The sequence below is a fragment of the Ulvibacterium marinum genome, from assembly GCF_003626755.1.
Lineage (GTDB): Bacteria > Bacteroidota > Bacteroidia > Flavobacteriales > Flavobacteriaceae > Ulvibacterium > Ulvibacterium marinum.
This window is the reverse complement of the sequence record NZ_RBCJ01000001.1, coordinates 942773-966078: the sequence shown is the minus strand read 5'-3', so window position 1 is coordinate 966078 and position 23306 is coordinate 942773. Positions and strand designations below refer to the sequence as shown.

General features: G+C 41.8%; 20 protein-coding genes. 14 read left to right on the top strand and 6 right to left on the bottom strand.

Translation table 11 applies throughout. From position 1 onward, the window contains the following. The first annotated feature begins 47 nt into the window (after positions 1-47). From D7Z94_RS04025 to pheS, 14 genes are all read left to right on the top strand, one after another. Entirely contained in the window at positions 48-1049 is a 1002-nt protein-coding gene (locus tag D7Z94_RS04025) for an AAA family ATPase (protein WP_120710224.1), read from the top strand. Between the two features lie 95 nt (positions 1050-1144). Next, positions 1145-2011, top strand: coding sequence for a DUF58 domain-containing protein (locus tag D7Z94_RS04020; protein WP_120710223.1), 867 nt, complete (start codon positions 1145-1147; stop codon positions 2009-2011). 4 nt (positions 2012-2015) lie between these two features. After that, positions 2016-3674: a BatD family protein gene (locus D7Z94_RS04015; RefSeq protein ID WP_245967129.1), complete on the top strand. Its 1659-nt coding sequence runs from the start codon at positions 2016-2018 to the stop codon at positions 3672-3674. Continuing rightward, entirely contained in the window at positions 3675-4673 is a 999-nt protein-coding gene (locus D7Z94_RS04010; RefSeq protein WP_120710222.1) for a vWA domain-containing protein, read from the top strand. Between the two features lie 57 nt (positions 4674-4730). Next, positions 4731-5783: a vWA domain-containing protein gene (locus tag D7Z94_RS04005; protein ID WP_120710221.1), complete on the top strand. Its 1053-nt coding sequence runs from the start codon at positions 4731-4733 to the stop codon at positions 5781-5783. 98 nt (positions 5784-5881) lie between these two features. Next, positions 5882-6712, top strand: a complete 831-nt coding sequence (locus D7Z94_RS04000) for a tetratricopeptide repeat protein (RefSeq protein ID WP_120710220.1) — start codon at positions 5882-5884, stop codon at positions 6710-6712. Continuing rightward, on the top strand, positions 6712-8493 hold the full coding sequence (locus D7Z94_RS03995) for a BatD family protein (protein WP_120710219.1): 1782 nt from the start codon (positions 6712-6714) through the stop codon (positions 8491-8493). Before D7Z94_RS04000 ends, D7Z94_RS03995 begins: the two co-directional genes overlap by 1 nt. A gap of 5 nt (positions 8494-8498) precedes the next feature. Next, positions 8499-9257, top strand: a complete 759-nt coding sequence (locus D7Z94_RS03990) for a tetratricopeptide repeat protein (protein WP_120710857.1) — start codon at positions 8499-8501, stop codon at positions 9255-9257. A gap of 59 nt (positions 9258-9316) precedes the next feature. Beyond that, complete coding sequence (locus D7Z94_RS03985; protein WP_120710218.1) at positions 9317-9613, top strand: hypothetical protein; 297 nt, start codon at positions 9317-9319, stop codon at positions 9611-9613. Between the two features lie 80 nt (positions 9614-9693). Continuing rightward, on the top strand, positions 9694-11286 hold the full coding sequence (locus D7Z94_RS03980) for a SulP family inorganic anion transporter (RefSeq protein ID WP_120710217.1): 1593 nt from the start codon (positions 9694-9696) through the stop codon (positions 11284-11286). A gap of 5 nt (positions 11287-11291) precedes the next feature. Continuing rightward, positions 11292-12101: a universal stress protein gene (locus tag D7Z94_RS03975; RefSeq protein WP_120710216.1), complete on the top strand. Its 810-nt coding sequence runs from the start codon at positions 11292-11294 to the stop codon at positions 12099-12101. A 63-nt stretch (positions 12102-12164) separates the two neighbouring features. Further along, positions 12165-12794, top strand: coding sequence for a carbonic anhydrase family protein (locus D7Z94_RS03970; RefSeq protein WP_120710215.1), 630 nt, complete (start codon positions 12165-12167; stop codon positions 12792-12794). Between the two features lie 94 nt (positions 12795-12888). Then, the gene (locus D7Z94_RS03965; RefSeq protein WP_120710214.1) at positions 12889-14754 is read left to right on the top strand and encodes a SulP family inorganic anion transporter; all 1866 of its coding nucleotides are present in this window, start codon (positions 12889-12891) and stop codon (positions 14752-14754) included. Positions 14755-14848: 94 nt separating this feature from the next. Further along, positions 14849-15868, top strand: a complete 1020-nt coding sequence (gene pheS / locus D7Z94_RS03960; protein ID WP_120710213.1) for a phenylalanine--tRNA ligase subunit alpha — start codon at positions 14849-14851, stop codon at positions 15866-15868. A gap of 59 nt (positions 15869-15927) precedes the next feature. On the opposite strand, the gene D7Z94_RS03955 is transcribed toward pheS, so the two are convergent. The 6 genes from D7Z94_RS03955 to D7Z94_RS03930 all read right to left on the bottom strand — a co-directional run bounded on the left by D7Z94_RS03955 (position 15928) and on the right by D7Z94_RS03930 (position 23299). After that, positions 15928-16425: a YciI family protein gene (locus tag D7Z94_RS03955; protein ID WP_120710212.1), complete on the bottom strand. Its 498-nt coding sequence runs from the start codon at positions 16423-16425 to the stop codon at positions 15928-15930. After that, a complete protein-coding gene (locus tag D7Z94_RS03950) occupies positions 16422-16898 on the bottom strand; it encodes a CYTH domain-containing protein (protein ID WP_120710211.1) in 477 nt (158 codons plus the stop codon). Before D7Z94_RS03950 ends, D7Z94_RS03955 begins: the two co-directional genes overlap by 4 nt. Positions 16899-17000: 102 nt before the next feature. Beyond that, positions 17001-17936, bottom strand: a complete 936-nt coding sequence (locus D7Z94_RS03945; RefSeq protein ID WP_120710210.1) for an ROK family protein — start codon at positions 17934-17936, stop codon at positions 17001-17003. A gap of 50 nt (positions 17937-17986) precedes the next feature. Continuing rightward, positions 17987-18724 carry a GntR family transcriptional regulator gene (locus tag D7Z94_RS03940; RefSeq protein WP_120710209.1) on the bottom strand — a complete coding sequence of 246 codons (738 nt, stop codon included), beginning with the start codon at positions 18722-18724 and terminating at the stop codon, positions 17987-17989. A 47-nt stretch (positions 18725-18771) separates the two neighbouring features. Then, the gene (locus D7Z94_RS03935) at positions 18772-20064 is read right to left on the bottom strand and encodes a glucosidase family protein (protein ID WP_120710856.1); all 1293 of its coding nucleotides are present in this window, start codon (positions 20062-20064) and stop codon (positions 18772-18774) included. Positions 20065-20068: 4 nt separating this feature from the next. Further along, complete coding sequence (locus tag D7Z94_RS03930; protein ID WP_120710208.1) at positions 20069-23299, bottom strand: GH92 family glycosyl hydrolase; 3231 nt, start codon at positions 23297-23299, stop codon at positions 20069-20071. Between the last annotated feature and the right edge of the window lie 7 nt (positions 23300-23306).

Genomic DNA, 23306 nt, shown 5'->3' with positions numbered 1-23306 from the left:
CATGCTTTAAAACCAACCTATTGATAAACAATTACTAATAAAGCTTTATGGAAGAAAATGCTACCGTAGATATCGGCGCTGTGAACGAGAAGATTGCCCAGGAAAGTGCCTTTATAGACCTACTGTTGTTAGAAATGAACAAGGTAATCGTTGGCCAAAAACATATGGTAGAACGATTACTTATCGGACTTTTGGGACAGGGCCATATTCTTTTGGAAGGTGTTCCCGGACTGGCCAAGACCTTGGCCATAAATACTTTGGCCAAAGCAGTAAAAGGAAGTTTTAGCCGCGTACAGTTTACTCCCGATCTTTTACCGGCGGATGTCGTAGGAACCCTAATCTACAACATGAAAGAGAATGACTTCTCCATTAAAAAAGGTCCAATTTTTGCAAATTTTGTACTGGCGGATGAAATAAACCGCGCTCCGGCCAAAGTACAATCCGCGCTTTTGGAAGCCATGCAGGAAAAACAGGTTACCATAGGCGATGAGACCTTTGTACTGGACAAGCCTTTTTTGGTAATGGCAACACAAAACCCAGTGGAACAAGAGGGTACTTATCCGTTGCCCGAAGCGCAAGTAGACCGTTTTATGTTAAAAACGGTAATCGATTATCCGAAAATGAACGAGGAACAATTGATTATGCGCCAAAATCTGGCGGGTGCTTACGATGCCGTTAATCCTGTAGTTACCTTAAAACAAATACTTAGTGCTCAAAAAGCAGTACGCGAGGTCTACATGGATGAAAAAATCGAAAGATACATTCTTGACCTTGTGTTTGCCACTCGGTACCCCGAAAAATATGGTTTAGAAAATCTTAAACCATTGATCAGTTTTGGCGCTTCACCAAGAGGAAGTATCAATCTGGGCAATGCTGCCAAATGCTTTGCCTTTATTAAGCGCCGGGGTTATGTGGTGCCCGAAGATGTACGGGCCGTAGTGCATGATGTTTTACGTCATCGTATTGGTATTACATATGAGGCCGAGGCCGAGAATATCACTTCCGAAGAAATCATCAACAAGATCGTAAACGAGGTCGAAGTACCCTAACTAGCTTACAACTTGCAGTTGCAGTTGGTGGTATTTCTGAAAACTTCCCTGATAGCGACTGCTTTCTGCCAACTTATTTATGGCTAACTGGAGAAATGGATACCAAGGAATTACTTAAAAAGGTTCGCAAAATAGAAATAAAGACGCGTCGTCTTTCCGACCATATCTTTGGTGGAGAGTACCACTCTACCTTTAAAGGCCGCGGTATGACCTTTAGCGAAGTACGGCAGTATCAATTCGGGGACGATGTTAGGAGCATTGACTGGAACGTGACCGCGCGATATAATGAGCCTTTTGTAAAGGTATTTGAGGAGGAACGTGAATTGACCATGATGCTTATGGTAGATGTGAGTGGTTCGGAACTGTTCGGAACCACCAATCAATTCAAAAAAGGAATTATTACTGAGATTTCTGCCACTTTAGCCTTTTCGGCCCTTCAGAACAATGATAAGGTGGGCTTAATACTTTTCTCCGATGAGATAGAACTTTTTATTCCTCCTAAAAAAGGAAAGAGCCATGTACTAAGGATTATACGGGAATTGTTGGAATTTAAACCGCGAAGCAATCGGACCAATATTGCAGAAGCCCTGAAATATTTGTCCAATGTGTTAAAGAAAAGGGCAATTGTATTTGTACTATCGGATTTCATGGCGGACGATTATGAAAGAACCCTAAAGATTACGGGCAACAAACATGATGTAACCGGTATTCGAGTCTACGACGAGCGCGAAGAGCATATTCCCAATCTTGGGATGGTTCAAATGGAGGACGCCGAAACGGGTGCCGTATCTTTGATCAATACGCAGTCCAAAAAAGTACGGGCGGCCTATGGTGCATATCACAAGGAGCGTGTGGAGTATTTTAAGGAAACCTTTACCAAATCCGGTTGTGGTATTTTAAGCTGTCGGGTGGATGAAAGCTATGTAAAGAAATTATTAGGCTACTTCAAAAGAAGAGGGTAAGGAAATGAAAAATGAAAAATTACATATTAAGAATTATACATCGCACTTGTTGCGATGCTTTTTTCTTTGGTTCGTTTTTGTTTTCTCCCTTAGCGGCTTTTCTCAAACTGATCCAAAGGTCGGTTCTGAAATAGATACGACTTCAATTAAAATCGGGGAACAAATTCGGTTTACTGTTACCGTTGAAGCAGATACAATGGCTCAAGTCATTTTTCCTGAAGGGCAGACCTTCTCGCCCTTGGAGACCGTTGAGGCTTTTGAAACGGATACTACCAAAAAAAATAATCGATTTACCCTCCAAAAGACGTATGCGCTCACCCAATTCGATTCAGGTTCCTACAAACTTCCGGCCCAGCGTATAGAAATTAATGGCAAGGGTTATTTTACAGATTCCCTACGTATTGAAGTGGCCACAGTTCCGGTAGATACCGTAGCACAAAAAATGTACGACATCAAAGAATTGATGGTCGTAGAAAAAAGCAATGCCCGCTTCTGGAAAATACTTATAATCGTACTCTTGATATTGGTAGTACTTGGTGGGCTTGTCTATTGGTTCATATTTCGCAAGAAGCCTTTGACCGAAGCTGAAAAAGAAGCTTTGTTGCCTCCGTATGATAGAGCACTTTTGGAATTAAAACGCTTGGAGAATTCCAAATACCTCATTCAGGACGAATACAAACAGTATTACTCGGAATTGACCAATATTGTTCGGTCATATTTGGAAGAAGATGTCCATGTCACCGCTTTGGAAAGTACAACGGATGAGCTTATTACAAAGTTGGAAATGTTGAGGGATGCCGGGGAGTTGAAAATAGACAATGATACCTTAGGGCATTTCAAAAAAATACTACAGACTGCCGATCTGGTCAAATTTGCCCGTTCAAAACCTCCCACCTCCGTAGCCGAGCAGGATAGAAAATCCATTGAGCAAATTGTCATAAAAACCCATGATGCACTCCCTGAACCTACCGAGGAAGAGCTTATGGAGCAAGCGGAATACCAAGAAGAACTTGCCCGTAGGGCCTATCGCAAAAAGTGGATTTTAGCTGGTGGTATGGCTTTAGGGGCACTATTGATTTTCATGGCTTCCCTATCCGCTTTTTATGGCCCGAAATACGTTTGGGACACCGTTACAAGGCATCCTTCAAAAAGACTTTTGGAAGGTGAATGGATATCCAGTTCGTATGGATATCCCCCCATAAATTTAGAAGCTCCAAAGGTATTGGTCCGTCAAAAAACCAAGATTCCACCCGAAGCCAAGGACAAGGTTAAAGAGCTACAGACCTTTGCCTATAGAGACGAGGATGCGCTTTTTACCATAGCTGCCACTTCCACGAGCTTTACACAACCTGCGGAACCAGAATTTGAAAAGACCATTGAACAGCTGATCAAAAACTTTGAGCGTAATGGCGCAAAAAATATAATCACCAAACAGGAAGAATTTACAACTATTAGCGGCGTTAAAGGAATCAAGACCTATGGAAGCGGAAAATTCAAGGTTCCGGAATCCAAGGATTTGGTGAAGGGCGAATATGTAATTCTAAGTTTTGGGGGGAAAGGCTTTCAACAGCAGATTCTCCTGACTTGGTTGGATGATGATACCTATGCTCAAGAAATTGTGGATAGGGTATTAAAAACACTGGAAGTAAAAACAGAGGTATAGATGTTAGACAATGTGTCCTTTGCGAATCCCGAGTTTTTTTGGTTGCTCTCACTGCTTCCTTTGGCCCTGTTATGGTACTTTTTTAGACGAAAGCAACAGGTTGCCTCCCTAAAAATTTCAAGTATTAAGGGCTTCACGGCAAATAGTATATTGCCTAAATTAAGGCCTGTGCTCTTCGCCCTTCGTCTACTTGCGTTGGCTGCCATCATAGTTGCTATGGCACGCCCCCAAACCGAGGATATTTCCACAAGAACCAAAACAACAAAAGGTATAGACATTGTCATGGCCATAGATGTTTCCTCAAGCATGTTGGCAAGGGACTTAAAACCAAATCGGCTTTCCGCCCTAAAAGAAGTGGCGGCGGATTTTATCAGGGAACGGCCCAATGATCGAATAGGCTTGGTAGCTTATGCCGGCGAGGGATATACCAAGACCCCCATAACCAGTGATAAATCCATAGTATTGGGTGCATTGCGTGAAATTACCTATGGACAATTAAATGATGGAACGGCCATTGGAATGGGACTGGCTACGGCGGTCAATCGCTTAAAAGAGAGTAAGGCCATAAGCAAAGTGATTATATTGCTAACGGACGGGGTGAACAATTCTGGGTTTATCGAGCCACAGACAGCTGCCGAGCTTGCCATAGAGTTTGGCATAAAAGTGTATACGATAGGTTTGGGAACGAATGGCAATGCCTTGTCTCCAATTGCGTATAATTCGGATGGTTCATATCGATATGGTATGCGTCAGGTAGAAATTGATGAAGACTTGCTCAATAATATTGCCAAGACCACGGGAGGAAAGTATTTTAGGGCCACTGACAATGAAAAGTTAGAGGCCATTTATGACGAAATCAACAAGTTGGAAAAAACAGAAATAGAAGAGTTCAAATATTATAGGTACGAAGAAAAATTTAGGCCATGGGTCCTTTTGGCAGGGGCATTACTTGTAATGGAATGGATTTTGCGAAATACCCTTTTTAGAAGCTTTATTTAGTAGTTGCAAGACCTGTCAGGTTTTTGAAACCTTTCGGTCTAAGCCGAATAATAAAAAATGATTCAGTTAGACGAAAAAATATATTTTTATCTCTTGTTCATCATTCCGGTGATGATCGTTTTATTTCTTATGCTGCAATTCTGGAAAAAAAGAACCCAGAAAAAATTTGCGGATCTGTCCTTGTTAAAACGATTGACCCCGGAAAAGTCAGACTTCAAGTCATACTTAAAATTACTGCTGTTCACTTTTGGCATCTCCTTTTTGGCTTTAGGGCTAGTGAACCCTAAAGTTGGTTCAAAATTAGAGACCGTAAAGCGGGAAGGTGTGGATATCGTTTTTGCCGTCGATGTATCCAAGAGTATGTTGGCAGAGGACATTGCCCCAAACCGTTTAGAGAAATCCAAGCGGTTGGTATCCGAAATCATCAACCAATTGGCAAGTGACCGGATAGGCATCATAGCCTATGCAGGACAGGCTTTCCCCCAATTGCCTATCACCACGGATTACGGTGCTGCAAAAATGTTCCTGCAAAATATGAACACGGATATGCTTACTTCCCAGGGAACGGCCATCAATGAAGCCATAGAGTTAGCCACTACCTATTATGATGATGACGAACAGACCAATAGAGTTTTGTTCATTATTTCCGACGGCGAGGACCATTCCGAGAATTCTACCCTAGAAGCAGTTGAGGAAGCCGTTGAAGAGGGGATACGCATTTTTACCATTGGGGTTGGTAAAGATAAAGGTGCCCCGATCCCCCTTAAGCGAAAAGGGGTTGTAGAAAGTTTAAAAAAAGACGCTCAAGGAGAGGTAGTCATCACCAAATTAAACGAAGAGATTTTGGAGGAGATTGCCGATGAGGGCGATGGTGAATATATTAACGGTTCCAATACGGAAGAAGCCGTAGAATTTATTAGGGAACAATTGAATCAAATGGACAAGACCGAATTCGAGGCCAAACAATTCGCGGAGTTCAAGGATCAATTTCAATGGTTTTTAGGGGCCGGATTGTTATTTTTATTTTTGGACATCTTTGTACTGGACAGAAAAACGAGATGGCTTAAAAAGTTGAATTTGTTCAATGAATATGAAGAAGAAGCAAGGTAACATGGTTCCAAAGCACTATTAAAGTTTTCTAAATCATAGGTTCTATGTTCTTTTTTCTGCTTTTTTTTATTTAATAAAAGTGAATATATAAGGATATTATGAAGTATTTTTTGTCACATGTGTTTTTAGTTTTGGGAGCATTTTCCTTTGCCCAAGAGGAAAAGCAAATTGATGAAAATGCCCTAAATGAATCTAAAAACCTTACTTGGGAAGCCAACAAAGAGCTTTCCGAAAATAATTTCATTACCGCAGAGGTAGATTATAGAAAGGCCATCTCCAAGAGCGATAAAAATGTAGCAGCACCCTATAATTTAGGCAATGCTTACTATAACAAAGAAACGTATAGCGAAGCTTTTGGGCGTTTTAAACAGGCTGGGGAAGTTGCGGAAGACAAACCGGACAAACATAGGGCCTACCACAATATGGGCAATGTGTTCATGAAACGTAAAGAGTACCAAAAAGCAGTGGAAGCTTATAAGGAAGCCTTACGGAACGACCCAACCGATGAGGAAACCCGTTACAATTTAGCCCTGGCCAAAGAACTTTTGAAAAAGGAGCAGGAGCAAAACGACCAGAATCAGGACAACAAAGATCAACAAGATCAGAATCAGGATAATAAGGACGAAGGGGACGATAAAGAGAAGAATAAAGATCAAGAACAGAAAGATCAAGATGATAAGGGAGACGAGGGCGACGAAAAAAAGGAAGATAATAAAGAAGGTGACGGGGAGAATAAGGAGGAACAAAAAAAACAGCCTGACCAAGGAGATAAGCCCGAAGAACAGAAACAACCACGTCCCAGCCAATTGAGCAAACAACAAGTACAAAACCTGTTGGAAGCCATGCAGAACGAGGAGAAAAAAGTACAGGAAAAAATTGACGCCAAAAAAGTAAAAGGTGCCAAAGTGAAAAATGAAAAGGATTGGTAATGCCCAAAAACTTTAAACATATTTCATTTTTATTTTTTTTAAGTGTAGTCTTTGTTACGCAAGGGCAGGATAAGGATGCGGTAACCTTCGCAATGAATCTCAGCAAGGAAAAATTGGGAATCAACGAACGGTTGCGTGTGGACTTTACCATGAATAAGGATGGGGACAACTTCAATCCACCGGATTTTGAAGATTTTAGGGTGCTCATGGGACCGTCCCAATCCATAAGCTCTTCTTGGATCAATGGTAAAAGGAGTTATTCCAAGACCTATTCCTATACCTTGGCGCCTACGGCAAGAGGGAAATTTACGATAAAACAAGCCGCCATTACCATTGATGGCAAAATCTATAAATCGCTTCCAAAACAAGTTGAGGTAACGGCCGCCGTTGACAAACCTAGCGATCAGATGACTGTAGACGATATTGCAGATGAAAGTTTGTTTTTGGTGGCTGAGGTTTCCAAGACCAGTCCATATCTAAATGAACCCCTAAGCGTTGTCTACAAATTATATTTTAGCTCCACGATCGGTATTACCAACTACAGACCGTTGGATAATCCAAAATATAACAACTTCTGGAGTCAGGATATTCCGGTTTCCAGGCCAGTACCGCAAAATGGGACCTATAAAGGAAAAGCCTTTAGATATGTAGTACTGAAAAGAGTGGTGCTCTATCCCCAAAAGGTAGGCAAATTGGAGATTGAACCCCTATCCTTGGAAGTTTCCTTGGAAGTGCCTACCAATAAACGTGGTTTCTTTGGAGACCGTATTTACTCACAGGCGAATAAGACCGTTTCGGCAGGGAGACGCACCATAAATGCGAAAGAGCTGCCTGTTGAAGGGAAGCCTGCAGATTTTAGCGGTGCCGTCGGAAGCTTTGATTTTTCAGTATCTACAAGTAAGACCAAACTGAATGCCTCGGAATCCTTACAAGCCAAAGTAGAGGTCAGTGGAAAGGGAAATCTAAAACTGTTCCAATTACCCGAACCTGATCTCCCTAGCTCATTGGAAGTATATGAACCAGAATTTGACGAAAAGGTCCGTACCACGCTGTCCGGAATGCAGGGGAAGGTCAGTAACAACTACACTATAGTCCCCTCGTTTAAAGGCAAGTATCCCATTCCTAGTATTTCCTTTAGTTATTTTGATCCCAAGACCGAAAAATACAGAAGACTGGATTCGGATGAAATACTTATTGATGTCATTCAAGGCCCGACCAGTGTAGCTGCCGGAAATATTGGGGTCGTTGGAACAAATAAGCAAAACGTTATCGCTACAGGAAGTCAGTTTAACTTTATAAAACTAAAACCCGATCTAAAGGCTATTGGCACCGATTATTTTTTTGGGTCCACACGCTTTTACCTCTGGTTGTTATTACCCCTTTTATTGATTCCTTCCGCAGTAATTTTTGGAAAAAAACGTGAGGCCATAGCAAGCGATGTTATTGGAAATAGAATAAAAAGTAGAAATAAATTGGCAAAAAAATATCTTTCCAAAGCCAAAAAGGAATTAGGAAACAAAGATGATTTTTATATTGCCCTTGAAAAAGCTTTGCATCATTATTTAAAAGCCAAGCTTAAAATAGAGACCTCGGAATTCAGTAAGGATAAAATAGAGGCTTTGTTAGCTCAAAAAAATGTGGACGAAACCACTAAGGACGGCTTTATTGGACTACTCACAAACTGTGAAATGGCTCGTTACAGCCCTTTTTCGGATGTACAGATGCACCAGGATTATAATAAGGCCAGCGAAGTAATCTCATATTTGGACAAACAATTATAATGCGGATGAAAAGATTGGCAAGTTTCATACTACTATGGATTGGTCTTTGGTCATATGCCCAAAATGAGACCATCTTCGAGCAAGCCACATCAGCCTATAATGATGGAGATTACGAGAAGGCCATAACCCATTATTTGGAAATTTTGGATAATGGGGAACACTCGGCGCCGCTTTATTTTAACCTGGGCAATTCGTATTATAAAATCAATCAAATTGCACCCAGCATATATTACTATGAAAAAGCGCTGCTTTTAAAGCCCAATGACCCGGAAATACGGAATAATCTCGCCTATGCCCAAAACATGACGCTGGATGCAATTGAGAAAATGCCAGAAACGGGATTTTCAAAAATTTATCGTAAGATAACCGGATTTTTGTCCTTTGATCAATGGGCTATCACTGCGGTTGTATTTACGATTCTCTTTGTTGCCCTGTACATAGCATTTTTTTATTTTAGATACGCGTCCCGTAAGCGCATCGCCTTTATTTCTGGTATAATTTCTCTTATCGTTGCCCTAATTTCCATGGTCTTTGCCTTTGTTCAATACAATGATTTCAGGAGGGATAGGCCTGCTATCGTATTTTCGGAGGAAGTGACCATAAAATCAGAACCGAACAACAGAAGCCAAGAAGTATTTACTTTACATGAAGGGACAAAAATCCATGTCCTGGATTCCCTAAACGAATGGAAAAAGATACGTATTGAGGACGGAAAAACGGGATGGCTCATGGATACGGACATTAAGATGCTCAAGGATTTTTAAACTTTCCTTAACAATCTAGCAATAGCAATACTATTATATTTGTCTTAACGACCACCAAGATGAAGATTTTTGCCCGTACACTAATGCTTTCCATATGGCTATTTGGCATACTCATGCCTAGTGTGGTTACCTTATCCGGAGATGACTCGGTAATCGTTATCAACCTAAATGAGGAAGAGCAACAGGAAGGCACTAAAAAAATACAGGCCGAAGAGGATATTATCAACGATAAGCCCTATAATTTTTCTTCGCTAATGGCACAATCAAAAACATGGACAACCGGAATTCACAATTCCTTAGGCCCTAATGATTTTAACTTGGAAATTCTCCTCCCTCCTCCTGAACGCGAGAGCTAATACTTCTTCTTTCAGCGTATTACATTTAATGCCCAATAACCGGTCTTCGATATGTATTGAGGACACAACACCTAAAAAACATGTTCAATCATCTAAAAAATGACTTGCCCGCAAGTATTGTAGTATTTTTTGTGGCCATCCCCCTTTGTCTTGGTATTGCGTTGGCAAGTGGAGCGCCTTTGTTCTCTGGCCTTATTTCCGGAATTATAGGTGGTATAGTAGTTGGGGCCTTGAGCGGCTCCCATATTGGTGTAAGTGGTCCTGCAGCCGGTTTGGCAGCTATTGTTCTTACGGCTATAGGTGCTTTGGGCGGTTTTGAGAATTTCTTGCTTGCCGTAGTACTCGGTGGAGTAATTCAATTGGTCTTCGGGTTTTTGAAGGCAGGTATCATAGGTTATTATTTTCCGTCTTCGGTTATTAAAGGTATGCTTACGGGTATCGGAATTATCATAGTACTGAAGCAAATTCCTCACTTTTTTGGATATGATCCCGATCCGGAGGGTGATTTTGCATTTTTCCAAGTGGATGGTAAAAATACTTTTTCCGAAATTATCGATACTTTCAACAATATTAGCCCAGGAGCTACATTAATTGCCATTATAGGGCTTTCTATCTTAATACTTTGGGACAATGTCCTTTCCAAAAAAGGTAAATTTTTCAAGTTAGTACAGGGGCCTCTGGTGGCCGTTGTAACAGGAATAGTTTTTTACATGCTGACCAAGGACAGTGAAATCTGGGGAATAGCTTCGGATCATTTGGTAAGTGTTCCCGTACCCGAGGATGCCTCGTCCTTTCTCGCGCAGTTCAGTTTTCCTAATTTTGGTGAAATCGGAAATCCAGAGATATGGATAACCGCATTCACCATAGCATTGGTTGCCAGTCTGGAAACCTTACTTTGCGTAGAAGCCACGGACAGGTTGGATCCCGAAAAAAGGGTTACGCCTACCAATAGGGAATTGTTGGCCCAAGGTACAGGTAATATCCTTTCGGGAATGATCGGCGGTTTGCCTATTACACAAGTTATCGTAAGAAGTTCCGCCAATATACAGTCCGGTGGAAAAACGAAAATGTCCGCGATAATACATGGTCTATTGCTATTGATTTCAGTACTACTCATCCCCAGATTACTTAATATGATTCCACTTTCGGTATTGGCCGCGATTCTTTTCATTGTAGGTTACAAGCTGGCAAAACCTGCGCTGTTTAAAAAGATGTACAATTTGGGTTGGAAACAATCGATTCCATTCTTTGTAACCGTATTGGGTATCATATTTACCGACTTGCTTGTAGGAATTGGTCTTGGGCTAGGCGTGGGTATCGTGGTTATTTTATTAAAAAGCTACCAAAATTCACATTTTCTACATATTGAGGATAAGAGTAACGGAAAACACAAGATTAAAATGACCCTTGCCGAGGAAGTTACATTCTTTAACAAAGGGGCTATCCTAAAAGAATTGGACAGCCTACCAAGGGATACCTATTTAGAAATAAATCTTCTTAACACCAGATACCTGGACAATGACATTATTGAAATTTTGGAAGATTTTGCATTCAAGGCCAAGGAGAGGAATATTGACATAAAGCTGGTCTCAAAACGAGGCACTGTGGAAAACCCTTCCAGTTTTATCGAATTCTTTGAAAGAAGACCAAAGTCAAACTTAAGTTTGAGCTGAACGTCATGAAAAAAAAACAATATAAAATCGTCGTCCTCTCGGATTTGACAAAATCTTCGGCTACAATACTAAAGAGTGCTGTCAGCATCGCCAAAATGATCAATGGCCGGATAGAAGTGTTTTCCGTAAAAAAACCTACCGATATTGTAAAGATGGACAATCAATTATCGGCCATGCGAACCATTAATAGCGAACACAAGACCATCAATAGGAAAATGCGAAATCTTTCGGATTCTCTTTCCGAAGCGTACGATATACGCATTACATATTCGTTTGAGTTTGGGAATGTGAAAAACGAAATCGAAGAGTATCTTACAGATCAAAAGCCGGATTTGGTTATATTGGGCAAAAGAAAATCGAAAACGTTTGGCCTTATGGGTGATGGTGTTACGGATTTCATCTTAAATCGCCACAGTGGGGCAATAATGATTGTACCTCATACTAAGCCGTTAGAGCCCAATAAGGAAGTTACCTTGGGGATGTTAAACAACCCGGACCCTTCTAATAATCTAGAGTTTGCGGAAGATTTAATACATTACGCCCATAAACCCTTAAAATCGTTTAAAATTGTAAAGAATACCTCATCACCCCCTAAGCAACCTTTGTCAAAGGACCAGAAAACAATTGAATACGTTTTTGAGTATAGCGATAATATTATTAAAAACTTTTCCACTTATCTGTCCAAAAACAATATTAATCTATTATGTATGGATAGATTAACAAAGCATTCCAGTACAAAAAGTCATTTAACGACTTCCGATGTTAAAGAAGTAATGGGAAATTTGAATGTTTCACTTTTGATATCGGGTAAGTAAAAACTTTAGCATAACAATTGAGCTTAATAAACAAATAAAGCGCAATTTTTAAAACCACATATTATGAAAGCGCATACGAAGGAAACACAATCGGCCATTTCACCAGATTCGGCCATATCCTTGTTAAGAGAAGGCAATAAGAGATTTTTAGAAAACAAGAAGGCGAATCGCGATTTGTTGGAGCAGGTTCGGGATACAGCATCCGGGCAATATCCATTTGCCACAATCCTAAGCTGTATTGATTCAAGGGTGTCGGCGGAATTGATCTTTGATCAAGGCGTTGGGGATATATTCAGTGCCCGCGTAGCGGGAAATATAGTTAATGAAGATGTTCTGGGCAGTATAGAATTTGCCTGTAAACTGGCAGGTACAAAGGTAGTCGTCATCTTGGGCCATACTGCTTGCGGTGCGGTGAAGGGGGCCTGTGATGATGCCAAAATGGGGAACCTTACAATTCTTTTGAACAAAATAAAGCCTGCTGTTAAAGCGGTAACAGAACCTGCTGAGGCCGACCTTCGCAGTTCAAGGAACTTGGACTTCGTAAACGAAGTAGCTGAAAAAAATGTACAATTAACCATTGAAAATACCCGTAGGATGAGCCCTATTTTGAGGGAAATGGAGGAAAATGGCGAGATAAAAATAGTGGGGGCAATGTACGATGTGCTCAATGGAAAGGTAACGTTTATCGCTTAAAAATAATGTTGTAAAGGGCGAGCCAGCACTTGGGTGTTGGCTTTTTATTTATAAAAAAATTCTACCTTGGCCGTTCCAAAAGCTAGGTGTATTTATGAAAAAACTATTCGTTAATCTTAAAGGCGACCTTTTTGGTGGAATCACTGCTGGAATTGTTGCCTTGCCCTTGGCCTTGGCTTTTGGTGTAAGCTCGGGCCTTGGTCCAAGCGCCGGACTTTACGGCGCAATTTTCATTAGTTTTTTTGCCGCTCTTTTTGGAGGTACAAACACACAAATATCGGGGCCTACAGCCCCAATGACCGCTGTAAGCATGGTCATAATCGCAAGTATTATCGCGGTCTATGACGGTAGCGTAGAAAAAGCACTACCTGCTATTTTAACGGTATTCCTCCTAGCGGGACTTATGCAGATCGGGCTTGGATTATTAGGGATAGGCCGTTATATTAGGTACATTCCTTACCCGGTGGTATCCGGATTCATGACCGCTATAGGGGTAATCATTATCATAACTCAGATACTTCCGGCCTTGGGGTATTACCCCAGGGAGGATATGGCATGGGTAACTCCTTTTAAACCGGAGGCAGAGGAGCTCATCTTGGAAAATATCTTAAGGGAGGAAGCTGGTGAGGGTATTTTAGTGTTGGAGGATTTCAAGGAAACCATTGCAAGATCGGGCGAAGTTACCGAAGAAACTATCTTGGAAGAGGCTAAAACATTGGCCGCAAAGGAAGCTTCGGGGGTTATTGGTGCCATCAAAGTAACACCAAAAGCCATAAAAAGTATTAATTGGTTAGAGTTGTCTTTGACATTGATAACCATTGTAATTATTTATAGCTTTAAACGCATCACTACTGCTGTTCCAAGTACCCTAGTTGCCTTATTACTGGTTTCTGGTGTAGCTTATATACTTGGTTTGGATTATAGACCTATTGAAAGAATCCCGGAAGGGTTTCCCATGCCAAATTGGGAGGTTTTCACAGGGTTTAAATTTGGGGCCATTAGTCCGTACATTTTTACCGCGCTCACTTTGGCCTTATTGGGAGCAATTGATTCCTTATTGACCTCGGTAGTCGCGGACAATATGACCAAAACCAAACATAAACCCAACAAGGAACTGGTTGGACAAGGCATAGGAAATTCCATAGCTGCTATTTTTGGAGGACTTCCAGGAGCGGGTGCCACAATTCGCACAGTTGTAAATATCAACTCCGGTGGGCAAACCAGACTTTCCGGGATGGTTGCCGCAGTGTTATTATTGATCGTTCTGTTGGCTATGGGGCCCATTGCCTCTCAGATTCCAGCGGCAGTTTTGGCTGGAATTTTAATTACCGTAGGTATTGCCGTAATGGACTATAAGGGTTTAAGAGCTATTCCTAATTTGCCCAAGGATATTAAGATAGGTCCTTTAAAATTAAGTTCAGAAGTGGTCATAATGCTTGTAGTATTGGTTTTGTCCACTTTTTGGAATTTAGTCTATGCCGTAGGAATTGGTTTAGTTATCGCATCACTTACGTTCATGAAAAAGATAGGTGATCTTACCGCCGAACGCTCTGACATAAAATCCTTGGAAAAAGAGAAAGCTTGGGCCGATGAAAGTAGTTTTCCCAGAAACCTTCAAGAGGAGGTATTCATAAAGCATATCAAAGGACCTTTATTTTTTGGTTCAACAAATGATTTTCAGTTATTGGCCGATCAGATTCCAGAAACGGCATCCTATGTAATCATCCGGTTGGACAGAATGCAATATATGGATCAGTCCGGTCTCTATGCTATGGAAGATGTATTGCAGGAACTTAACAAGAACAAGGTCACCGTTCTTTTTGTCGATTTACAGCAACAACCAAGGTACATGATGGAGCGTATCGATATCATTCCTGATTTTATCCCCGAAGAACAAATATTCGACAACTTCAGGGAATGCAATGCTTGGATAAAACAGCATGTACAGGACATCTATTGATTCATAGTGCATTTTAAAGCACGGTTTTTTATTCGCCTCGTACCCCATTTGCTATCCATAAAATCTTAATTTTGCATTTCTAGTCCAAAAAAAAATGATCGATAAAATCAAGGAACAGATTGAAGAAGTCGAAAAGTTTACGACAGATTCAAAAGAAGCCATTGAAGCTTTTAGAATAAAATACTTGGGCAAAAAAGGATTGTTGAACGATTTCTTTGCCGAATTCAGGAATGTCCCCAATGCACAAAAAAAGGAATTTGGACAAACTGTTAATGCGCTAAAACAGGTCGCCACGGAAAAAGTAAATGCCCTAAAGGAAGCGTTGGAAAACAAGCATGAGGAAAAAGGTGTTTACGGGGATCTTACACGGCCAGGGGAGCCTATTCCACTTGGCGCGCGCCACCCCATATCCATTGTTAAAAATCAAATCATAGAGATTTTTTCAAGAATAGGTTTCAATGTTTCCGAAGGTCCGGAAATTGAGGATGATTGGCACAATTTCACCGCTCTGAACCTTCCAGAATACCATCCGGCAAGGGATATGCAGGATACATTTTTCATCCAGACCGATCCAGACATTCTTTTACGGACCCACACCTCGTCCGTACAGGTACGTTACATGGAAAACAACAAACCTCCCATTCGGACTATTTCCCCGGGAAGAGTATATCGGAACGAGGCTATCTCGGCTCGATCTCATTGTTTTTTCCACCAAGTGGAAGGATTATATATTGATAAGGATGTGTCCTTTGCGGATTTGAAGCAAACATTACAATTCTTTACCACGGAACTGTTCGGAAAGTCCAAAATACGGCTACGTCCCTCCTATTTCCCATTTACCGAACCCAGTGCAGAGGTAGATGTATATTGGGGCCTGGAAACGGAAACCGATTATCGAATGACCAAGGGAACGGGTTGGTTGGAGATTATGGGTTGTGGTATGGTAGATCCGAATGTATTGGATAATTGTGGTATTGATTCCAAGGAATACTCAGGTTTTGCCTTTGGAATGGGAATTGATAGAATTGCCCTTTTACTCTATCAAATTTCCGATATTCGTTTATTAAGCGAGAATGACATACGATTTTTGGAGCAGTTTAAAAGTGCACTATAAATCGTTCTACCTTCACACCAACAACTGTCTTTCTAAATACATTATTTTTTATAATATCCCTATCGTAAAGGAAAGCCCTTGGCCGCCCACCACGGATGCATTTCAATGACCAATCGTCCAGATTTTACCATAGGGTCCATATTGGCTAAGCTATCGGCAATCTCCAAGGTAGGAGTGTTATAAATGGTAATCCCCCGGATTTCTCCATCATCTCCAAAAGGACCCGAGATATCCGCATGTCCCTCTTCATACATCTTTCCTAAATGGGCCAAATGTAACGTTTGCAAGCTGTCCATCTCCTCCTTATTGGATGAACGATTGGGTCCCCGTTTTAAAAAAGCGATGAAATATTGTTGCATGATGACCGTGTCCTTGGTTTCTTCATCTACATAATCAAAGATTTTATATCCCTTGTCGGTCAGCTCCTCCTTGATTTCCCTTGTAGACCTTTTTACCTTTTCCTCTACAGGTTCGGTAGTTTCGTTAGGAGCTTCGACCTCCCCCTTACAAGCACCAAATATTATGAGAACAAAGAGCACTACAGTGTATTTTTTCATTTCTCCCAGGTATTAAAAGGTTGTTTACTCAATTGTGAATTATAGTATCTTATCTCTCCGCTAACCTCTTTTCCGAGCCATTCCGGTATTTCAAAGACGTCTTTTTCGTTCTGTAATTCAATCTCGGCCATTACCAATCCGGCATTCTCTCCATGAAACTCATCCACCTCAAAAAAATGGCTTCCGGAAGGAATCTTGTATCGGGTTTTTTCCAATATCCTTGGTTCACATAAAAGTATAAGCTCCTCAGCTTCCTTAAGTGTAATTTCCTTTTCCCATTCAAATCGGGAAGTTCCGGTTTCATTGGAAAGTCCTTTTACGGTCAAGTATCCAAAATCACCATCGATTCGAACACGTACCGTACGTTCTGGATGGGTATTTAAAAAACCCTGGACTAATCTTGTTGAGGTAGTAGCCTCTTTCTTAAAAGCATCCGATTTAACCAGGAATTTTCGTTCTATCTCTAGTGCCATGGAACATCCGCGATTTCCTAAAAATAATCAAATCCAATGGGCTATGGAAAAGTTGGCCTACATTCTTGTCCTAGGTCACTTAAAAATGATACCATTTTAGTGCTAAATATTGGGCAGGTCATTTTTTACTTGATTCCAGAAATGAATATTGAACAACTGGGCACTACCTAGTATAGCAGCATCTTCCATGAGCAAGGATATTTCAAAGTTAATGTTGTGCCCTGCACTTTGTATTCTGGATTTTAGCGTAGGCAGGAAAAATCTACTGGCATTGGAAATATTGCCTCCCAGGACCAATAATTCCGGACGGAACTTTTGAATAAAAGGTATCATAAACTCGGCCATATTGGCCCCGAATTCCTCAAAAACAATTTGTGTATGAATATTGTTGGCCTCTGCGATTTCCTTTACCCCTTTCACCTTTTCCGAGGAAAGTTCTTGATATCGTTTTATGCACCATCGGGTAGAGAAATAATCATCCCCAATACCTTGCTTAAAGGGTTTATCCCATAAACATCCATTTTTGGGGACCTCGGCATGGTTCACCTGGGGAATTCCATCCTTGACAAATGCAGAGCCAAAACCGGTTCCCAGGGTCACCACGATAATTTTGGGATATTGTTTTGCATCTCCCTGAGTGGCGACCCCTACTCCAAAGGAAGTGGCATCGTTGAGAAATCTGAAATTCACGTTTTCGCTATCCAGATATCGTATCAACTCTTTGGGGACGGATACCCCGTACATATTGGTGTATTTATCATTTTCCCCTTCATAAAGGGCAATACCCCTACAGTAATCAAAAGGTCCAGGAATGGCAAAACCTATATTTATATTTTCTTTATCGGGAATACGGGCCATGGTCTCGTTAATAGCGGTACTCCAAGTTTCCAATACCATTTCCTTTGCAGCCTTATTGTCCACTTTAACACTAAAGGTCGTTCCTGGCAAAATCCGTAGTTCTTTTAAACTTACGGCAGCACTTACAATATGGCTTCCCCCAACATCTACTCCAATGGCAATTTGATCATGCATTTCCATTTTCCGATTCCTTGTTTTGTTGTACTACAACTTTTGGATGCCGTTGTACTTCACAACGACCGCTTTATCTCAATATCATACGTGAAATAGGAGGTGTGATAGTACACCACATTATACTCCACAGGTCTATCCCCGGGATCGCATACCACCCGTTCCCTTTTTAAAATAGGGATATCGGGTCCTACATCAAGCAAAGATCCTATATCTCCAGCTGCTTTGATTGCACTAATCTTCTCCTTGGAGGTCATCACAATGGTATCATGCTCTTTTTCCAACAGCTCATATAGGGGTATTGTAAAATCCTCCTTTCCCGTAATCCCTACCCTAGGGTGAAAATACGATACGGAATACAAATACTTGGCTTTTTTTGACCCCCTAATTTTCTCCAATTTCCAGACTTTCTTCGAAAGAGAAATTCCCAATGCCTGGGACACTTCTTCAGAGGCTTCTGCATTTGAGATTTGAACGCTGTAATTGACCACCTCTATCCCCTGATTTTCCATTTCCTTGGTGAAGCTGATCCAGTTGTCCAATCGTGTGGTAATCTTTTTGGTAACTACCTTGGTGCCCACTCCTTTTTTACGTTCTACAAGTCCGTCATTGACCAAGGTATTTACCGCCTGCCGAACCGTATTTCTTGAAACGCCCAACCTTTTGGACAGGGTAACCTCTTTGGGTAGGAAGCTGGCACCGTTCCTATAATCTTTCCTAAGGATAAGCTCCCTTAAGTATCCTTCTATTTGGACATGAAAGGGAATTGAGCTGTTTTGATCTAATTTAAAATCCACCGATACCGGATTTAGTGTCTTTCTTCAAATAGGTAATCAACATACTACTATTTTTTGGATTCCGCCCATTCTTCCAACAAAAGAATAACTTTATACAATACCCCGGCGGATCCCCTAAAGGTACCCGAACCTTCCGGTCGGTTGTCCACGGTATACCATTCATAGAATCCATCGTTCTTGACAACTCTTTGGGTCATGGGCAACAGTTGCTCATAAGCTTCCTCGACAAAACCGTTTTTAACAAGTTGTTGGATCATTCGTCCCCCGAACCAGGTCCAGTCTCCCCCATTTTGATATCCATAGGAATACATTCCTTTATTCTCAAATGCCCAATCCGGATAGGGAGGATACAGTGTTAATCCTATGGATCCCGCTCCCGAGGCCTTTACATTGGCCACCATTTTATTGAGAGAAACTTCAATCTGTTCCTTGTTGAGCAGCCCCGCTTCAATAGCGACTGCTGTCCCCCCGTGATAATAAATTTCATTTTCATTAAAATCATCAGGGTATGGGGATTCTTCCAAATATACATGGGGAATAAACTTTTGGTTCTCGGCGTTCCACAGTGTAGCCATGGTATTCTCCGCTGTAGTATTCCGGATTTCTTGCCATTTATCCTTGGTTTCCGGGAGCAATTTCATCATATTATCCAATGCAATCAACAACATGGCATTGTCGTAGATATCCACACAATAGTGGGTATCCTCCGTAATGTAGACGCCCCAGGGATGTGTATGCTGAACATCTCCCCAATCGGCCGTAGTGGCCCCATAAATCAATCCATGTTCCTTGGACCAGCGGTAGTCCAACAGAAATTGTATGGCTTGTTCCATGCGCTGGGCCACAGTGCTTTGGCCCACTTTTTTCTGTAAGAATTCCGTATTTCCCGTTGCTTGGATATACTTATACACGGCCTGGACAAGAGATGTTTCGTGGTCGGTCTCCACCGTGTTCTTATGTCCACAATAGTCTGGTTCCAAGTCGGAGTAGATATAGATATATCCTCCCTCCACGTTTTCCGCCTTTTTCTTGGGAATAAATCCATCTACAATATTCCCGTCCTCCCCTTGGAGCCTAAAAAATACAAGTAGGTTCTTTTCCAGTTCCTTGGCATCAAACACTTCGGCAGAAAGTTCTATGAACGTATTGTAATCCCGTATCCAGACTTCGCCATATCCGTCCCCGGCATTGAATCCGGTTTTAACAACCTCCAGGGCCTGTTTCTTTACTTCCCGAAAGTCTTGATTCTCCAAAATTCTATGGGCCAATTCCTGATTTTCTTTTTGATGGGTGCATCCCAACAAGAATAACCCTAAAAGAAAGCTTGTGCATTTTTTCATGACATCAGTTGTTTTCATTGGACATGGATGGTGGCACTTGCCCGACACCCCAATCCATATTTGGTTCCGGGCCCATGATAAGTTCCAAAGTTCCTCCCTTCAAAAGTTCGTCTGACGGAAACCAAAAGTTTTTCAGCTCCTTTCCGTTCAGGACGGCTTTTTGCACATATTTGTTGTTGATGGAAGTATTTTTGGCCAGTATGGTAAATGTTTCTCCTCGGTTATAGCGTTGTCCTAAATCAATTTCAACCTTGGGGTACAAAGGGCTTCCTATTTCATAAATAGGGGCCGTCCTTGTACCCCCATCCATTTGAAAAAGCCCTAAAGCCGACATCACGAACCAAGCGCTCATCTGCCCTTGGTCCTCATCTCCCAGATAGGCATTGGAAATTCCGTGACCATAATAACGTTCCATAATATCCCTGTTCCATTTCTGGGTAAGCCATGGTTTTTTGACCCAATTAAACAAAAATGAAAAATGCAACGATTGTTGATTACCCTGGGTTACCGGAAAATCCCAGTATAACTCGTTAGGGGCATTATAACGCCATGGACTACTTACCCTAAAACCATCGTCCAAACGCCTGGAAAAAACTTCTTCGCCAATAATCGCGGCCAAAGCGGGAACGTCCTGGGGCACAAAAAAGGAGAGTTGCCATGCATTGCCCTCTACATATTGATGGTTCCCCGCCGTTTTTATAGGGTCGAAATCAGGATACCAAGTGCCGTCCGAGTGCCGTATTCGGGCATACCCTATTTCTGGATCAATGGCATTTTTCCACCAATAGGCACGATCCAGGAATTCCTGATATGCTTCCTTTTTACCCATTGCCTTGGCCATTTGTGAGACGGCAAAGTCGTCAAATGAATACTCCAAAGTATTGGAAAAACGTCCTTTGTTATAGGGTACGTATTTGTACTTGAGGTAGGCCTCCAGATCCCGGTTTCCGGCATACCCATTACCTACTTGTTCTCCCAAGGTAGTCTGCATCTTATAGATAGCTTCAAAGGCCTTTTCCGCATCAAAATCACGTATTCCCATTTGATAGGCCCCAACAATCAGGGGAATCTCATGTTCGGCTACCATTACCGGGATATATTCCATGCCAGCCGGGCCCTTGGCCAACCAACCATTGGCATCATACATAGCCAATTGCGATTTTACCCATTTTGAGGACCATTCCGGAACCACCAAGTTCCAAAACTGGTTTAAATTCCAGAAGGTATTCCAAAAGGCATCGCAACCCAGTGCCACTTCGTCGGGATTTTCAAATTTCCGAATCCGCTCGGTAGCATCCACCCAACTTCCGTCAACATCGCTAAAAATATTTCTACTGACCAAGGCCCTATACATATTGGTATAGAACCTGATCTTTTCCATCCGGTCCGTGGTACTTATCCGTATCCTCCCGAGCAAATCGTTCCAGACTTCCTCCTGATGATCTCTTACCTTTTCGAAATCCCACCCAAAAGGTTCCGCAATTTCCTTTTTAAGGTTTAAGGCAGCCTGGTCCATACTTACATAGGACAATCCCGTCCTGGTTTGGACTACATGTGATTTAGAAGTATCAAATTCAACAAAGGCTACCACGTCCTTGGGGTTGGATATGGTATAGGTGTCCGAATCTCCTTTAGGAAGAACATTCCCTTTGTCCGTACGGATTCCAAATCGGGTTATGGGATGATCAAATTCCATAGCAAAATGAACGATATACTCTTGCGCTATTTGATCCCATTCCCTTGGCCTATCCCCATCTTCTACCATCTGTTTTCGATAATAGGCCTCCCCCCAGACCGATGATGAAATCTGCTTGCTATAGCCTACTATTTTGGTGTCGCTTACTTTTTTAAAAAAAGCTTCTTCTATGGAGTAATCATATTCCGCGGGAATCTTTAAGTCTACCAGTATTCTTGACTCTGGTCGATTTTCGGGATAGGTATACCTTTGAAAACTACACCTAGTGGTAGCGGTAAGCTCTGCCTTTATATCATAATCGGTCAATAGTACCGAATAGTACCCCAAAGGGGCTTGTTCGGTAGCCTTGTCCATATGCGAACGATATCCACTATCCGGAGCTTCAGGACTGCCCATGGTAGTAATCAACGGCCCGTTTGTAGGGAAAGTACCCAAACCGGCCATGGTCCATTCATGGATATGGCTAAAGGCACCTACATTTTCAAAAGTAGGCTGATATCCTGCTTGCCATCCCATATCCTGATTGTCCGGACTTATTTTTACCATCCCAAAAGGCATCCAAGGTCCGGGGGCTATCATCCATCGGGAATGGCCGGTGCCCATTTTGGTATCGACATAATCCACAGGTCGATTCCTTATTTTTGGACTTCTCTCTACCCTACCCTCCTGAACCACCTCACCATCCAATATTAGCTGATACCTACTGTGTTTTTTTGTTGTTACCGCAGGCATCGGAACCTCATAGATTTTTCTACCGTTCTCCAAGATTTCATGAAAAATAATTTCACCATCCAGCTCCGCCTCTAATTTAGGATTCCCCTCTATGTGCTGTACCTCTACCAAAAGTGGCTGAACGCTCTGCAAGTCTTGGGTCAATTCATAATCCGCGGGGTAGACCTTCGTGATCATTGCCTTTTTTGGAATACGTAATTGTGCTCCCATTGGACATTCCAGTCGTATCTGGTCAAAAACTAGCCAACTACCTTCCAATGTAGTCAACTGGATTTCATTACCTCCATCGTTTATCGACCCTTGTGGCAAGGGTAATTCTATTACTTGTTCCTTGCCCGAACCCGTTTCCCCATCCAAGACACCTACCCCCTTTCCCTTTTTCATCTGGAATTTCCAGGATTTCCCGTTTATTGAAATCTTGAAAAGGGGAGGTGCTTTGGGGCTACAGTCCAAAATATCAACCACTAATTTCCATATTCCGTTATTCTTCTTTTTTTTGACGTTGAACAAAAGGTTCAATTGATGTGGGCGTATGCCCGCAAGGCCGGATGTGCCTCCCCAGTAGTCGGTGGCTCCAGGCAATACGTAGGGAAAATCTTCCTCCGTTTTTGAATGCCCGATAACAAAAACACGGTCTTCCCATCCAAAATCTTCCTTGAGAAACTCCTCATAGTCCTTGGGGGCCAATGCAAATTCCAAACAACTATTGTCCGATTCACCTACTTGCCATATCGTTTTCTGTTGGGCAGCACAAAAAGCAGTGGCAAAAAAACAAATCCCTATGTAAATCCATTTTCCGTCCTTCATATAATTT